A 14,402-nucleotide genomic window follows, 5' to 3' on the forward strand; every position below is an offset into this window, starting at 1 on the left:
TCAGACTTCCTTCGCGCCAATACGCACCGTCAGGCCATCGGGATGAAACGCGTAATCGGGGATTGCGAGATTCGCCGTAGCGGGCCCCCGCGTGACGCGCCCTGAAGTGTCAAACTCCGAGCCATGACAAGGACATACCCAGCCTTGTCCACCGGGTTTGGCATTGGGCACACAGCCTGCGTGGGGGCAGTAACCTTGAATGACCAGCCACTGCGGATACTCTGTCTTGATACGTTCGCCGTCAGCCTGCGGATCGATAAAACGATGGACATCCGCCTGCTGCGCTGAGCGAATTTCCTCCGGGGTACGGTGATGAATAAGGATAAGTTTTCCCTGCCAGACTCTTTTCACCGTCTGGCCGACGGCAACTCCGGCGAGAGAGACATCGACAGGTTCGTTTTCCGCTACGGTTTTATCATCCGGCCCCAGTGCGGAGATGAGCGGCCAGACGGCGGCGGTGACACCCGCAGCCCCGACAAATTTTGTGAGTTTACACAGGCATTCTCGCCGCTGTACCTGAACGTCTTCATTGCTCTGTTTTTTATCCGCCACCGTGCGCCCCTCACCATTTTCGCGTATCTGGATTACTGTTTCTCAATGCGTGTATAAATGTCCTGGAAACGCTTATCCGCGATCCCCGGCGCCTTAAAGGTTCGATAGCTGTCAGGCAGGGTTGCATCACCCACTTTAATGAGCATCACCATCCCTTGCGCGTAATGCGGGGTGCATTTAATACCGTAAAATCCAGGTTTGTCGTACTTGACCTCAATTTCCTCATCAATCTTGCCGATAAATCCGGGGTAGCCTGCTGGCGAAAGCTCTGCGATTGACGCAGCGTTATGGCTCTTATGCTTGCGAATAAACTTCACGGTGTCGCCTGGCTGAATCGCCAGATAATCAGGTTCATATACCATCGGGCCGCCCGCGCCTCTGTTTTTCATCAGCACTTCGTGGGTCTGAGCGAAAGTCGTGGTGGTCAGCGCTAACAGACATAACATGCTCAGGCTTTGCTTAATCAATTTCATGGGTTCTCCCTTAGGTGTTTATTCCGGTCGTTGGTAGCGGATGAAGCAGCTCAATCCATCCGGCGCCTGCTCAACGATGGCATTAATGCCAAACCACTGGCTGAGGTTTTCAGGCGTAAAAATGGTTGCAGGGCTGCCCTGCATTGCCAGTTGACCCGCTTTCATTACGAGAATGCGGTCGCAGAACATGGCGGCATGGTTCAGGTCGTGCAGAGCCGCAATGACGGTGAGCTTCTGGCGTTTCACCAGATTAAGCAGGCCTATCTGATGTTGAATGTCGAGATGGTTCGTGGGTTCATCCATCAGCAGCACTTTCGGCTGCTGCGCCAGGGCCCGGGCGATATGCAAACGCTGTTTTTCCCCGCCAGAAAAGGTATTCCAGCAGCGATTTTGTACGCGCTGTAGATCTACCTTCTCCAGCATGGTCTGGACAATATCGTCATCTTGTTTAGACCAGGGCGAGAGCAGACTCAACCACGGGGTGCGCCCCAGAGAGACAGCCTGCAATGCGGTGAGACGTTCACTGGTTTCCGCTTGTTGTTCCACCAGCGCCACTTTTTGCGCTAAATGGCGGCGTGAGTAATGGCGAATATTTTTATTCTCCAGCGTTACGCTGCCTGACGAGGGTTTCAGTAAACCGGCAAGCAATGAGATCAGTGATGTTTTGCCTGAGCCATTGGGGCCGATAATGCCGACAAACTCACCGGGCGCGACGTGAAAAGAGACGTCGCTGACGATGACTTTGCCTTTTACTTCCCAGTGCAGTTGCTGCGCCTGCACCAGGCTTCGGACTGTTGCAGAAGGATAGCGTGGAGCGGTGAGAGCAGAATTTACCGTCATTTTGTCTGGTTTCCTCTGATCAAAATGATGGAAAACGCAGGTGCGCCTACAAGCGCCGTAATCACCCCGATGGGTAACACCTGCCCGGGAAGTAATGTCCTGGAGATTACGTCGGCGATAATGAGAAAAATGGCGCCGATCATGGCGCTGACCGGCAGCAATCGATGGTGTTGATTACCCACCAGCAGGCGGGCGGCATGGGGGATCACCAGGCCGACAAAACCAATCGCCCCGACAATGGAGACCATAATTGCCGTCATCCCGGTAACGGCGGCAATCAGGACTCCGCGCGTGCGTTTTACCGGGATGCCAAGTGACGCTGCGGACTCTGCGCCAAACGAAAACGCATCCAGATGACGGGCGTAACAAAAACATAACGCCACACCGACCAGCGCGGTAGGGACGGCCAAAACGACATCTGGCCAGCGAACGCCGCTCAGATTGCCCAGCAGCCAGAACATAATCCCACGGGCCTGTTCCGCATTCGCTGAGCGAGTGATGATTAGTGAGGTGAGGGCATTAAATAGCTGTGAACTGGCGATCCCGGCCAGGATGATTTGCGTGGTGGCGCTTCCCTGTCTCCCCCCGGCGGCGATCGCCAGTAACGCCACGAAAAGAAAAGCCGTTAACGCCCCAATAAAAGCCCCGAGCGACATGCTGACGATCCCAGCGCCAAGCCCTGTTAAGGCGATCAGAACAGCGCCGGTCGAGGCGCCGGCAGAGATCCCCAGTAGATAAGGCTCTGCCAGCGCGTTTCGTAGCAATGACTGCAATACGACGCCGGAAACCGCCAGACATGCGCCACAACAGGCAGAAACCAACGCCCGCGTCAGGCGATAGTTCCAGATAATGCCCGCATCCAGCGCATCAACGGCATAGCGCGTATCAAAGAACTGGTTAGAAAGCGTATGGATGACATGCTGCCAGGGGATAAACGTCTCGCCAATGGAGATCCCCGCCAGTAGAACGCAGCACATCAGCACGCTGACCCAAAGGGCGTGTCCCCCGATTCTTATCGTTAACTGGCCGACAGCGCGACGCGTCCTGCGAGTTTCGCTCATCATCTACCTGTAATCCTGAATGCCAGAGGCGCGCTATGCCCGGTAAGACATAGCGCGACATAAAGATTATTGAGCCGTTTTCGGATGTGCCAGACCGTATTCAACCAACGCATCTGCGAGTTTTTCGACGCCATCTATCGTTCTGATGCCGGCGTTCATTGTTTGCACATCCACCACCGGCAGATGGTTCTCCTTCACGGCGGGGATGAGTTTAGTCACGGGGTCGGACTTGAGATATTCCAGTTTGACCTGCCAGTCATCTGCCGGGAAACGACGACGGCTCATTTCACCGAGAACAATGACGGACGGGCTGGCTTTCGCGATGGTTTCCCAGCCAACGGTTGGCCACTCTTCAGCAGAATCAATCACATTTTTCACCCCCAGCGTCTGGGCGATCCATGCGGCAGGGCCAAATTTCCCGGCCACATAGGGGTCCAGTTGCAGATCGGCGCTGGAAAACCAGAATACGGCGGAGACGTTTTTATCCATTCCGGCAATTTTATTTTTGGCGGCAGCTTCACGAGCTTTCAGACTGGCGATCAATTCATCGCCTTTGTCCTGCACGTCAAAAATTTTCGCCAGATCGGAGACTTCCTGATAAACCATAGCAATATCAAACATGCCTTTACGTACACCGTCGCCACCGTCTTCGTTGTCTTTAGCGCAGTCCGCAGGCGCGGTATATACCGGTACGTTCAACTCGCTAAACTGCTCGTAAGAGGCGACGGTTCCGGCAGGCCCAATTTGCCATTCAAACTGGCTGGCGACCAAATCCGGTTTTTTGGCAATAATGCCTTCAAAGCTGGGGATGTTCTGCGCAATCACGGCCACTTTTTCATTTGCCGCTTTGTAAGCATCCGGGACGGGACCGAACCACAGCGATGTGCCGACAACGCGCTCGGCCAGTCCCAGGGAATAAAGAATTTCAGTGCTGTTTTGCCCGACCGTGGCAACGCGTTCCGGGGCTTTATTGAAGGTAATATCACGGCCGCAGTTTTTAATCGTCAACGGATAGACTGTTTTTGCTGCATGAGTCAATCCTGATGTGAATAATAACGCTGCGCCAGCCACAGCCAGAAGGTATTTTTTATGAGGTAAAGTAAAGTCTGCGTACATTGTTATCGTCCTGTACATGCCAGAATCTGAACGTCTGGTCATGGTTTATTTGGTTCCATATATCGGGACAGGTACATGACGATAGATGACATTGAATGATGAAATTATGAGAATGCAAAATCTCAGCAGGAATAGGCTCATCAATTCATAATGGTATTTATGCCAAATAAATCATCCCATGGACCATCCCGTCCACTCAATGCGTACAACCCTGACAGCAGGTCTCCTGGCTCGCGGTAATCAGAATATCGGCCTTCCCATAAAGCAAATCTTTACAGTGACCGGTGGTTACAATAACCACACGCAGATATTCGGTATCCGCCTACAGTTGCGGGGGCAGCTATGGAATGAGATTAAAATAATCCGCACCATATTCCTTTCAAAACAACGGCTGTGTTATGAATACTGTCACTGGCGACTGTATCGGCAATCAATAATCTCGTCAACCGTATGAAAAAAGAGAAAAAACATCATACTTTATGGCGATTTTTATATTAACTAATTTAAATTCAAATGGTTGTGTTTTTGTTGGGGTTGTGATTATTGCAACCGCAAGTAATAATGGAAAGGCAAATGAGAATTGATTGACGTTGATCAATTAATCGCGATGAGAAAGAAGGCGTTATTATAAACAGTGAATGTTATCAATATTGTCGCTGGTAACAATATATTTACACGGTTTTTCCATATGCACGATCTGCCACTCGTCGCCCACATCCATGAAGACGTTAAACAGATTTCGCCGCCAGAATTGATACCCACCGGGTAAAAAATGATGGGTGTGCAAATATAATATTTTATAGCGTTGCTGCTCGCAAAATTGTTCAGCCAGCGAGACCAGTTGGCTGCCAATACCTTGCCTGCGATAACGCTGATCGACATAGCAGCGACAAATCTCAGCTGTCTCCGGTAAATTATAACGACCGTGCAACATCTCTATTCTGTCATCGTACTGACATATCGCCAGCGTTCCAATTATCTGCTGTTGTTCATTCCAGACGCCGAACAATTGGTTTCTTTCCCGCTCAAGATAATTTCCCTGGAGGTCGAATACGTCGTCACTCGCAGTGGGTAATGCTCTGCCGGCATTAAAATAAAGATTAAGATGCCGAATAATAAAGGACTGTACGGCAGGAATATCGTCCCGCGTTATTTCACGAAAAACAAACGGAGAGGTCGGTTTCATATCAGTTATCGCTAACAAATATCAGGAAAACGATAATAACAAGTCAGACGCAGAAAACCAGTTTTCAACAAGAAAACTTGCCGGTCTGTTGAGGTACAGACCGGCAGCCGGAATTAGATATCCGCCAGCGCGGCATCTTTGTTCGGGAAGAATGCCAGACGACCTGGAATGGGTTTGATACCGGCGCGGGCCATGGTGCGCAGCGGCTGGAATTCCACGTTACTGACGCGCAGTTCACAGCCTTCCGGCAAACGCTTCACAAAGCGCTGGAAGGCGTCCAGACCACCGGCATCCAGCACCGGAACGGCGTCCCACTTCAGCACCACAATGCGTTTACCCTCAATGCGTGATTCGAGGTCGGTAAATAACCCTTCCGCGGCGGCGAAAAAGAGCGGCCCGATAACGCGTAATACCAGCACATCATCGGGAACCGTGATGTTTACCGCCGCGAGGCGCGTCATACGGGCAATACGGCGCATAAACAGCAGGGAAGCCAGGACAATCCCGACGCTGATCGCAATCACCATATCGAAGAGCACCGTCAGCGACATACACATCATCATCACGATGATGTCGTCTTTGGGCGCATGTCGCAGTAAATCGACCACCTTGTGGGCTTCACTCATGTTCCACGCAACCATCAGCAGCAGCGCGGCCATGGCGGAAAGCGGCAGCCATGACAACAGGGGAGCCAGCGCGAGGAGGGCGAGGATGACCAGAATTGCGTGGATAACGGCGGAAATGGGCGAGGTCGCGCCTGCGCGCACGTTTGCCGCAGAACGGGCGATCGCCGCCGTCGCGGTGATCCCGCCAAAGAACGGCGCCACGATATTCCCCAGCCCCTGGCCGATCAGTTCGCTGTTTGCTTTGTGTTTGGTGCCTGTCATGCCGTCGAGCACGACCGCGCACAGCAGGGATTCAATCGCCCCCAGCATCGCCATCGAGAAAGCGGCTGGCAATAACGCCCGCAATGAATCCCAGCTTAGCGTGAAATCTGAATCCGGGAGATTCCACGGCAGCACCAGCTGCGGCAGCAGCTGAGGAATGCCGTTGCCCTGCGAACCATCGGCCAGCACATAGTGGAACTGTGAACCAATCGTCGCCACATGGCCACCCAGCAGATTAACCACGGCCATAACGGCGCAGCCCGCCAGCAGCGCCGGAAGATGGCCCGGCAGACGAATCCCCAGACGCGGCCAGAAAATCAGCATACCGAGCGTCACCACGCCAATAGCGGCATCGCCCGGATTAATGGTCGGCAACGCCATAACCAGCGCCCCGACTTTTTGTAGGTAATGCTCCGGCACATGGGCCATTTGCAGACCAAGAAAATCTTTAATCTGCATTGTCCCGATGGTGATGCCGATCCCTGATGTAAAACCTAACGTGACCGATACGGGAATGTATTCGATCAGACGGCCAAAACGCGCGAGACCGAAGAGGATCAGGAACACCCCGGACATGAGGGTGGCGACCAGCAGACCTGCCAGCCCGAATTGTTGCGATACCGGGTAGAGAATAACGACAAATGCGGCGGTCGGGCCGGAGACGCTGAAGCGTGACCCGCCGGTTAAGGCAATAACAATTCCCGCCACAGCGGACGTATAAAGACCGTACTGCGGTGCAACACCACTGCCAATTGCCAGCGCCATCGCCAGCGGGATAGCGATGATCCCGACGGTTACCCCGGCAATCACATCACGGGTGAACCGTGAGGCGGTATATTTTTCTTTCCAGCAAGCGTCGATGAGGGCGCGGAAAGGCATCACATGTGAGGAAAATATTCTGTTCACAATAATGTTTCATCCATGAGCGCATCATCTGTCAACTAAATGGCAGGTGAAGGAGGCATTGGTCATACAAATAAGAGTTACAGACAAAAAAACCCGCCGCAGCGGGTTTTTTAGCCGGGTTCGATTAGTGTTCGAACATAGCTGAAATGGATTCTTCGTTGCTGATACGACGAATCGCTTCGGCCAGCATACCCGACAGTGTCAACGTGCGCACGTTCGGCAGTGCTTTAATTTCGTCGGTCAGTGGAATGGTGTCACAGACAACGACTTCATCAATCACCGAATTGCGCAGGTTGTTTGCCGCATTGCCTGAGAAAATCGGGTGAGTCGCGTAGGCGAATACGCGTTTGGCACCACGTTCTTTCAGTGCTTCTGCTGCTTTGCACAGCGTACCACCGGTATCGATCATATCATCAACCAGTACGCAGTCGCGGCCGGCAACGTCACCGATGATGTGCATCACCTGAGAAACGTTAGCGCGCGGACGGCGTTTGTCGATGATCGCCATATCGGTATCGTTCAGCAGCTTAGCGATAGCGCGGGCACGCACAACGCCACCGATATCTGGAGAAACCACAATCGGGTTATCCAGGTTCAGTTGCAGCATATCTTCTAACAGAATTGGGCTACCGAATACGTTATCAACCGGAACGTCAAAGAAGCCCTGGATCTGTTCAGCATGCAGGTCAACGGTGAGAACGCGGTCAACGCCAACGCTGGACAGGAAGTCAGCGACGACTTTTGCGGTAATCGGTACACGAGCGGAACGTACACGACGGTCCTGACGCGCATAGCCAAAGTAAGGGATAACGGCGGTGATACGGCCTGCGGAAGCACGGCGCAGCGCATCGACCATAACAACCAATTCCATCAGGTTGTCGTTAGTAGGGGCACAAGTGGACTGGATGATGAAAATATCACCACCGCGTACATTTTCGTTAATTTGTACGCTGACTTCGCCGTCGCTAAAGCGACCTACAGCGGCGTCGCCGAGAGAAGTGTACAGGCGGTTGGCAATACGTTGTGCTAGTTCCGGGGTGGCGTTACCAGCAAAAAGCTTCATATCAGGCACGAGAAGAACCTCAGGCATGCGTCCATTGGTGGATAGAATCTGCCGAAAACTGTGCGGGCCAGGCAATATCCTATCCAGGCGGTGTATTAAAGAGCGCGATGCAACGTCTGGAACAGGGTGACGTTGTCACCGAAACTCAGCTTGCCCGGCTTAAAGCATGGCTTTTTGCAATGGAGAGAGGTTGACACCCTTCGCCACAAACGCATTGAGCCATTCCGGGGCTTGCTTAAGCACCTGACGAGCAGCGGATTCTGTATCGAATTCAGCAAAGACACAGGCCCCTGTACCAGTCAGGCGCGACGGCGCGTATTCTAACAGCCAGGAAAGCGCCGCATCAACCTCGCGAAAACGTTTTCTTGCGATAACCTCGCAATCATTGCCGAATTCACATTTTAATAACGTTTCTATTGACCTTTTTGGCGTGTTGCGCGGTAATTCGGGGTCCTTGAAAATAACCGGCGTGGGGATGCTTACTCCAGGGTGGGCAACCAGATACCACTTCTCCGGCGGGTCTACCGGCGTCAGGATTTCACCCACGCCCTCGGCGAAGGCCGCATGTCCACGGACAAACACCGGGACGTCCGCGCCCAGCGTTAAGCCTGTTTCCGCCAGTTCATCGACCGATAATCCGCACTGCCAGAGATGATTCAGCGCCACCAGAACGGTCGCCGCATTGGACGAGCCGCCACCCAGACCGCCGCCCATGGGCAAACGTTTCTCGATGCTGATATCCGCGCCGCTGCCTGCGGGCAAACGCCCGTGGGCGGACGCTGTCTTCATCAGCAACCGCGCCGCGCGGACGATCAGATTGTCGTCATTTTCGACGCCCTCGACAGGCGTCAAAAGATGAATTTCGCCGTCGCCGCGCGGCGTAATGCCGATCGTGTCGCCGTAATCAAGAAACTGGAACAGCGTTTGCAATGTGTGATAACCGTCCGCACGCTGTCCGGTGATGTATAAAAACAGATTCAGTTTTGCCGGAGATGGCCAGTGGGTCATCATTTTACAATCCAGTTATCCATCTTCAGTTTGATGCGCTGACCGCCGTCAGAGAGTTCCATATTTGCCGGCATGGCGGGCTGCGTTTTACTGTCGTATCCGCTGTATACCACTTTCCAGTTTTTACCGTCCTGGCGGTAGTTCACTTCGCTCAGGCGGTACTGGTCGTCGAGGGTGTAATCGGTGGCGTCGCCCGGCAGACCGAGAATCCACTGGCGTAAGCTGTTAAGCGGAATGGGCATCCCGGTCAGATTGCCGATCATCTCTTCGGCGTCGTCGGCGGTGTAACGCTGCCCTTTATTGTCGACCAGTTGCACATTGCCCGGCTGGGCGTTCAGCTCCAGTTCGGTACTGCCCAGCGGATTGGTCAACAGCAGACGGTAGCGATCCTGACCGGTTTGCTGCCAGAAGAAGCGGGCATACACTTTCTGATCGTCGGAGATATAAGCAAACGCGCCACGCGTCTGATACTGATTCAACTTGCGCACGTCCTGCTGATGCTGACGCCACTGAGGGGAGTCGGGACTTTTGCCAGGACCTTTCGGCGCATTGATCGTACAGGCGGTGAGGACCAGGCTAGCCAGCGGGAGCAGGCGGATCAGGCGAAAATCAGGCAGGGTCATAGTGATGACGAATCCTTGTAATACGGTGCGATAATTGCCTGATGGCGCTATGCTTATCAGGCCGACAAACTGAACCCGTCGGTTGGTTGCAGTTATAACCCTTAATGCTAGCGCTGACCGGGTACATCGTCTACGTTCACGTTATCTTAATTTAAACAGTAAGCTATTACTCCAAAAGGAGGCTGTCTCTTTTATTGACCACGAGCATCCTGTATGATGCACCCAGTCTAACCTTATCAACGCTGGTACTATTCCCGCACACATGACCCTTTTAGCGCTCGGTATTAACCATAAAACGGCACCTGTATCGCTGCGAGAACGCGTAACGTTTTCGCCAGATACGCTCGATCAGGCGTTGGACAGCCTGCTTGCGCAGCCGATGGTGCAGGGCGGCGTGGTGTTGTCGACGTGCAACCGTACGGAGTTGTATCTCAGCGTTGAAGAACAGGATAACCTGCAAGAGGCGCTGATTCGTTGGTTATGTGATTACCATAATCTCAATGAAGACGACCTGCGCAATAGCCTCTACTGGCACCAGGACAACGACGCCGTCAGCCACCTGATGCGCGTCGCCAGCGGGCTGGACTCGCTGGTGCTGGGCGAACCGCAAATTCTCGGTCAGGTGAAAAAAGCGTTTGCAGATTCGCAAAAAGGCCATCTGCATGCCAGCGCGCTGGAACGCATGTTCCAGAAATCGTTTTCCGTCGCCAAACGCGTACGCACCGAAACAGACATCGGCGCCAGCGCCGTGTCCGTTGCTTTTGCCGCCTGTACGCTGGCGCGTCAAATTTTCGAATCCCTCTCCACGGTGACGGTGTTGCTGGTCGGGGCGGGTGAAACCATTGAACTGGTCGCGCGCCATCTGCGTGAACATAAAGTACAGAAAATGATCATCGCCAACCGCACCCGCGAACGCGCGCAAGTGCTGGCGGATGAAGTGGGAGCCGAGGTTATTTCGTTGAGCGACATCGACGAACGTCTGCGGGAAGCCGATATTATTATCAGCTCAACCGCAAGTCCGTTGCCGATTATCGGCAAAGGGATGGTGGAGCGCGCATTAAAAAGCCGTCGTAACCAGCCGATGCTGTTGGTGGACATTGCCGTGCCGCGCGACGTGGAGCCGGAAGTCGGGAAACTGGCGAATGCCTATCTGTACAGCGTTGATGACCTGCAAAGCATCATTTCGCATAACCTGGCACAGCGTAAAGCGGCGGCAGTGGAGGCCGAAACGATTGTCGCGCAGGAAGCCAGCGAATTTATGGCCTGGCTGCGCTCGCAAAGCGCCAGCGAGACCATCCGCGAATACCGTAGTCAATCAGAGCACGTACGCGATGAACTGACAGTTAAAGCGCTGGCAGCCCTTGAACAGGGCGGCGACGCGCAAGCCATTTTGCAGGATCTGGCATGGAAACTGACCAACCGCCTGATCCATGCGCCAACTAAATCTCTTCAACAGGCTGCCCGTGACGGGGATGACGAACGCCTGAATATTCTGCGCGACAGCCTCGGGCTGGAGTAGCAGCACACCAATCTATTTTTTACAGGGTGCATTTACGCCTATGAAGCCTTCTATCGTTGCCAAACTGGAAGCCCTGCACGAACGCCATGAAGAAGTTCAGGCGCTGTTGGGTGATGCGGGAACCATCGCAGACCAGGAACGCTTTCGCGCGCTGTCGCGTGAGTATGCGCAATTAAGCGATGTTTCTCGCTGTTTTACGGACTGGCAACAGGTTCAGGATGATATCGAAACGGCACAGATGATGCTCGACGATCCTGAAATGCGCGAGATGGCGCAGGATGAACTGCGCGAAGCCAAAGAAAAAGGTGAACAACTGGAGCAACAGTTGCAGGTTCTGCTGCTGCCAAAAGATCCCGATGACGAACGTAACGCTTTCCTCGAAGTGCGCGCCGGAACGGGCGGCGATGAAGCCGCGCTGTTCGCAGGCGATCTGTTCCGCATGTACAGCCGTTACGCGGAAGCACGTCGCTGGCGGGTAGAGATCATGAGCGCCAGTGAAGGCGAGCATGGCGGCTATAAAGAGATCATCGCCAAAATCAGCGGCGATGGCGTTTACGGGCGACTCAAGTTTGAGTCCGGCGGCCATCGCGTTCAGCGCGTTCCGGCGACCGAATCGCAGGGGCGTATCCACACGTCCGCCTGTACCGTCGCCGTTATGCCGGAACTGCCGGAGGCCGAACTGCCGGATATTAACCCGGCTGATTTACGTATCGACACCTTCCGCTCTTCGGGCGCGGGCGGTCAGCACGTTAACACCACCGACTCCGCAATTCGTATTACGCACTTGCCGACCGGTATCGTGGTGGAGTGCCAGGACGAACGTTCACAGCATAAAAACAAAGCGAAGGCGCTGTCGGTGCTTGGGGCGCGCATCCACGCCGCAGAAACGGCGAAGCGTCAGCAGGCTGAAGCCTCAACCCGGCGTAACCTGTTAGGCAGCGGCGACCGCAGCGATCGCAACCGTACCTATAACTTCCCACAGGGTCGCGTGACGGATCATCGTATTAACCTGACCCTCTACCGTCTGGATGAGGCGATGGAGGGGAAACTGGACATGCTCATTGAGCCGATTGTTCAGGAACATCAGGCCGACCAACTGGCGGCGTTGTCCGAGCAGGAATAATGGATTACCAGCACTGGTTGCGTGAGGCGATAAGCCGCTTACAGGAGAGTGAAAGCCCCCGACGTGATGCCGAGATTTTGCTGGGCCACGTTACCGGTAAGGCGCGCACCTTTATTCTGGCATTTGGCGAAACGGCGCTGACCGACACGCAGCGTGAGCAACTGGCGCAGTTGCTGGCGCGTCGTCAGCGCGGTGAACCGGTCGCACACCTGACTGGCATGCGCGAGTTCTGGTCACTGCCGCTGTTTGTCTCGCCCGCTACGCTGATTCCGCGCCCGGACACCGAATGTCTGGTCGAACAGGCGCTGGCGCGTCTGCCTGATTCGCCGTGTCGGATTCTCGACCTCGGCACCGGAACCGGCGCGATTGCGCTGGCGCTGGCGACAGAGCGACCGGACTGCGAGGTCACGGCGGTAGACCGTATGCCGGACGCCGTGGCGCTGGCTGGCCGTAATGCGCAACATCTGGCGATTCACAATGTTCGCATACTGCAAAGCGACTGGTTTGCGGCGTTGCCGGGGCAGCAATTTGACATGATCGTCAGCAACCCTCCGTATATTGATGCGCATGATCCCCATCTCGCGCAGGGCGATGTGCGTTTTGAACCGTTGTCGGCGCTGGTCGCAGACGATAACGGCATGGCGGATATCACGCACATTATCGCGCAGGCGCGCCATGCGCTGGCGCCGGGGGGGTATCTGTTGCTGGAGCACGGCTGGCAGCAAGGGGCGGCGGTCAGAACCGCGTTGACGCAGGCGGGGTACGTTCAGGTTGAGACCTGCCGTGATTATGGCGACAACGAACGAATCACGCTTGGGCGGATCGCGCCATGAATACATTTACGCTGCTGCTGGGCGTCCATCTGACTAGCGTTACGCTTTCCGTTAGCCTGTTCGTGCTGCGTTTCTGGTGGCGCTATACCCGCCATGCGCTGGCATCCGCACGCTGGACGCGGGTTGTCCCGCCGATTATTGACACCGTTTTGCTGCTTAGCGGAGCGGGGTTGATCATAAAAACGCACATCCTGCCATTCACCGAACAGGGGACATGGCTGACTGAGAAGTTGTTTGGCGTTATCATCTACATCGTTTTGGGTTTTATTGCGCTTGATTATCGTCAGGCGCGCAGTCAGCAGGCGCGCGTTATCGCCTTCCCGCTGGCGCTGGTGGTGCTGTACATCATCATTAAACTCGCCACCACAAAAATACCGTTACTGGGGTAAGTCATGAGGTCGTTAGCTGATTTCGAATTTAATAAAGCGCCACTGTGCGATGGGATGATCCTGGCATCGGAATCGATCCGCCTGGATTTTCCGACGCAAGCGGTCTATGACGAACTGGAACGTCTGGCCAGTCTGGCGCATGAAGAAATTAGCCAGCTCCTGTCTCAGGATGAGCAACTGGAAAAATTGCTGGCACTTTTTTATGGCGAGTGGGGGTTCAGAGATACCCACGGCGTCTACCGTCTTTCTGATGCATTATGGCTCGATCAGGTTCTGAAAAACCGCCAGGGGAGCGCGGTATCGTTAGGCGCAATCTTATTGTGGCTGGCTCACCGGCTGGGTCTCCCATTGGTGCCGGTCATTTTCCCGACCCAGTTGATTCTGCGTATTGAATCGCTGGAGGGGGAAATGTGGCTGATCAACCCATTTAACGGCGAAACGCTCGATGAGCATACGCTGGAAGTCTGGCTGAAGGGCAATATTAGCCCGGTCGCTGAACTGTTTAACGAAGATCTGGATGAGGCGGATAACGCTGAGGTCATTCGCAAATTGCTGGATACGCTGAAATCTTCCTTGATGGAAGAGCGGCAAATGGAACTGGCGTTGCGCGCCAGCGAAGCGTTACTGCAATTTAACCCGGAAGACCCTTACGAGATCCGCGACCGGGGCCTGATTTATGCGCAACTGGAGTGTGAACATGTTGCGTTGACGGATTTAAGTTATTTTGTTGAACAGTGTCCAGAAGACCCGATCAGCGAAATGATTCGTGCGCAGATTAATACCATTGCGCACAAGCAAATTGTTTTGCATTAATTAATCGACA

Annotated in this window: 15 protein-coding genes and 1 riboswitch; of the genes, 5 read left to right on the top strand and 10 right to left on the bottom strand. The window is 54.2% G+C overall.

Going from position 1 to position 14,402, the window contains the following annotated elements:
• The 10 genes from petA to lolB all read right to left on the bottom strand — a co-directional run bounded on the left by petA (position 1) and on the right by lolB (position 9,715).
• A complete protein-coding gene (gene petA / locus OGV50_RS17390) occupies positions 1-552 on the bottom strand; it encodes a ubiquinol-cytochrome c reductase iron-sulfur subunit (protein ID WP_110494182.1) in 552 nt (183 codons plus the stop codon).
• 32 nt (positions 553-584) lie between these two features.
• Positions 585-1,025, bottom strand: coding sequence for a pseudoazurin (locus OGV50_RS17395; protein WP_130028831.1), 441 nt, complete (start codon positions 1,023-1,025; stop codon positions 585-587).
• Between the two features lie 18 nt (positions 1,026-1,043).
• Positions 1,044-1,865 (bottom strand): ABC transporter ATP-binding protein, encoded by an 822-nt coding sequence (locus OGV50_RS17400; protein WP_200090666.1) that lies wholly within the window; start codon positions 1,863-1,865, stop codon positions 1,044-1,046.
• Positions 1,862-2,926, bottom strand: a complete 1,065-nt coding sequence (locus OGV50_RS17405) for a FecCD family ABC transporter permease (RefSeq protein ID WP_024130289.1) — start codon at positions 2,924-2,926, stop codon at positions 1,862-1,864. The genes OGV50_RS17400 and OGV50_RS17405 overlap by 4 nt, the downstream gene beginning before the upstream one ends.
• A gap of 66 nt (positions 2,927-2,992) precedes the next feature.
• On the bottom strand, positions 2,993-4,042 hold the full coding sequence (locus OGV50_RS17410) for an ABC transporter substrate-binding protein (RefSeq protein ID WP_060816069.1): 1,050 nt from the start codon (positions 4,040-4,042) through the stop codon (positions 2,993-2,995).
• Between the two features lie 199 nt (positions 4,043-4,241).
• Positions 4,242-4,467, bottom strand: a riboswitch (cobalamin riboswitch).
• A 200-nt stretch (positions 4,468-4,667) separates the two neighbouring features.
• Positions 4,668-5,228 carry a GNAT family N-acetyltransferase gene (locus OGV50_RS17415; RefSeq protein ID WP_070518485.1) on the bottom strand — a complete coding sequence of 187 codons (561 nt, stop codon included), beginning with the start codon at positions 5,226-5,228 and terminating at the stop codon, positions 4,668-4,670.
• A gap of 113 nt (positions 5,229-5,341) precedes the next feature.
• Complete coding sequence (dauA, locus tag OGV50_RS17420) at positions 5,342-7,021, bottom strand: C4-dicarboxylic acid transporter DauA (protein ID WP_024130291.1); 1,680 nt, start codon at positions 7,019-7,021, stop codon at positions 5,342-5,344.
• Between the two features lie 124 nt (positions 7,022-7,145).
• Positions 7,146-8,093: a ribose-phosphate diphosphokinase gene (prs, locus tag OGV50_RS17425; RefSeq protein WP_001518537.1), complete on the bottom strand. Its 948-nt coding sequence runs from the start codon at positions 8,091-8,093 to the stop codon at positions 7,146-7,148.
• 150 nt (positions 8,094-8,243) lie between these two features.
• Positions 8,244-9,095: a 4-(cytidine 5'-diphospho)-2-C-methyl-D-erythritol kinase gene (gene ispE / locus OGV50_RS17430; RefSeq protein WP_012132155.1), complete on the bottom strand. Its 852-nt coding sequence runs from the start codon at positions 9,093-9,095 to the stop codon at positions 8,244-8,246.
• Positions 9,092-9,715, bottom strand: a complete 624-nt coding sequence (gene lolB / locus OGV50_RS17435) for a lipoprotein insertase outer membrane protein LolB (protein ID WP_286488662.1) — start codon at positions 9,713-9,715, stop codon at positions 9,092-9,094. Before lolB ends, ispE begins: the two co-directional genes overlap by 4 nt.
• A 262-nt stretch (positions 9,716-9,977) precedes the next feature.
• On the opposite strand from lolB, the gene hemA reads away from it, so the two are divergent.
• From hemA to sirB1, 5 genes are read left to right on the top strand one after another with little or no spacing between them, the layout of a single operon-like run.
• The gene (hemA, locus tag OGV50_RS17440; RefSeq protein WP_012132157.1) at positions 9,978-11,234 is read left to right on the top strand and encodes a glutamyl-tRNA reductase; all 1,257 of its coding nucleotides are present in this window, start codon (positions 9,978-9,980) and stop codon (positions 11,232-11,234) included.
• A gap of 40 nt (positions 11,235-11,274) precedes the next feature.
• Entirely contained in the window at positions 11,275-12,357 is a 1,083-nt protein-coding gene (gene prfA, locus OGV50_RS17445) for a peptide chain release factor 1 (protein ID WP_012132158.1), read from the top strand.
• Complete coding sequence (gene prmC, locus OGV50_RS17450) at positions 12,357-13,190, top strand: peptide chain release factor N(5)-glutamine methyltransferase (protein WP_134769365.1); 834 nt, start codon at positions 12,357-12,359, stop codon at positions 13,188-13,190. The genes prfA and prmC overlap by 1 nt, the downstream gene beginning before the upstream one ends.
• On the top strand, positions 13,187-13,579 hold the full coding sequence (sirB2, locus tag OGV50_RS17455) for an invasion regulator SirB2 (protein ID WP_047463430.1): 393 nt from the start codon (positions 13,187-13,189) through the stop codon (positions 13,577-13,579). Before prmC ends, sirB2 begins: the two co-directional genes overlap by 4 nt.
• Before the next feature lie 3 nt (positions 13,580-13,582).
• Positions 13,583-14,392: an invasion regulator SirB1 gene (gene sirB1, locus OGV50_RS17460; RefSeq protein ID WP_012132161.1), complete on the top strand. Its 810-nt coding sequence runs from the start codon at positions 13,583-13,585 to the stop codon at positions 14,390-14,392.
• Positions 14,393-14,402: the final 10 nt, after the last annotated feature.

Origin of the sequence: Citrobacter sp. CK180 (genome assembly GCF_030333655.1) — a bacterium.
GTDB lineage: Bacteria > Pseudomonadota > Gammaproteobacteria > Enterobacterales > Enterobacteriaceae > Citrobacter_B > Citrobacter_B koseri.

Bases quoted from the DNA above. Each gene is read 5' to 3' on its own strand.
- ispE (WP_012132155.1), bottom strand. From the start codon at position 9,095: ATGATGACCCACTGGCCATCTCCGGCAAAACTGAATCTGTTTTTATAC.
- sirB2 (WP_047463430.1), top strand. From the start codon at position 13,187: ATGAATACATTTACGCTGCTGCTGGGCGTCCATCTGACTAGCGTTACG.
- OGV50_RS17410 (WP_060816069.1), bottom strand. From the start codon at position 4,042: ATGTACGCAGACTTTACTTTACCTCATAAAAAATACCTTCTGGCTGTG.
- OGV50_RS17405 (WP_024130289.1), bottom strand. From the start codon at position 2,926: ATGAGCGAAACTCGCAGGACGCGTCGCGCTGTCGGCCAGTTAACGATA.
- OGV50_RS17395 (WP_130028831.1), bottom strand. From the start codon at position 1,025: ATGAAATTGATTAAGCAAAGCCTGAGCATGTTATGTCTGTTAGCGCTG.
- lolB (WP_286488662.1), bottom strand. From the start codon at position 9,715: ATGACCCTGCCTGATTTTCGCCTGATCCGCCTGCTCCCGCTGGCTAGC.
- hemA (WP_012132157.1), top strand. From the start codon at position 9,978: ATGACCCTTTTAGCGCTCGGTATTAACCATAAAACGGCACCTGTATCG.
- OGV50_RS17415 (WP_070518485.1), bottom strand. From the start codon at position 5,228: ATGAAACCGACCTCTCCGTTTGTTTTTCGTGAAATAACGCGGGACGAT.
- sirB1 (WP_012132161.1), top strand. From the start codon at position 13,583: ATGAGGTCGTTAGCTGATTTCGAATTTAATAAAGCGCCACTGTGCGAT.
- prfA (WP_012132158.1), top strand. From the start codon at position 11,275: ATGAAGCCTTCTATCGTTGCCAAACTGGAAGCCCTGCACGAACGCCAT.
- OGV50_RS17400 (WP_200090666.1), bottom strand. From the start codon at position 1,865: ATGACGGTAAATTCTGCTCTCACCGCTCCACGCTATCCTTCTGCAACA.
- prmC (WP_134769365.1), top strand. From the start codon at position 12,357: ATGGATTACCAGCACTGGTTGCGTGAGGCGATAAGCCGCTTACAGGAG.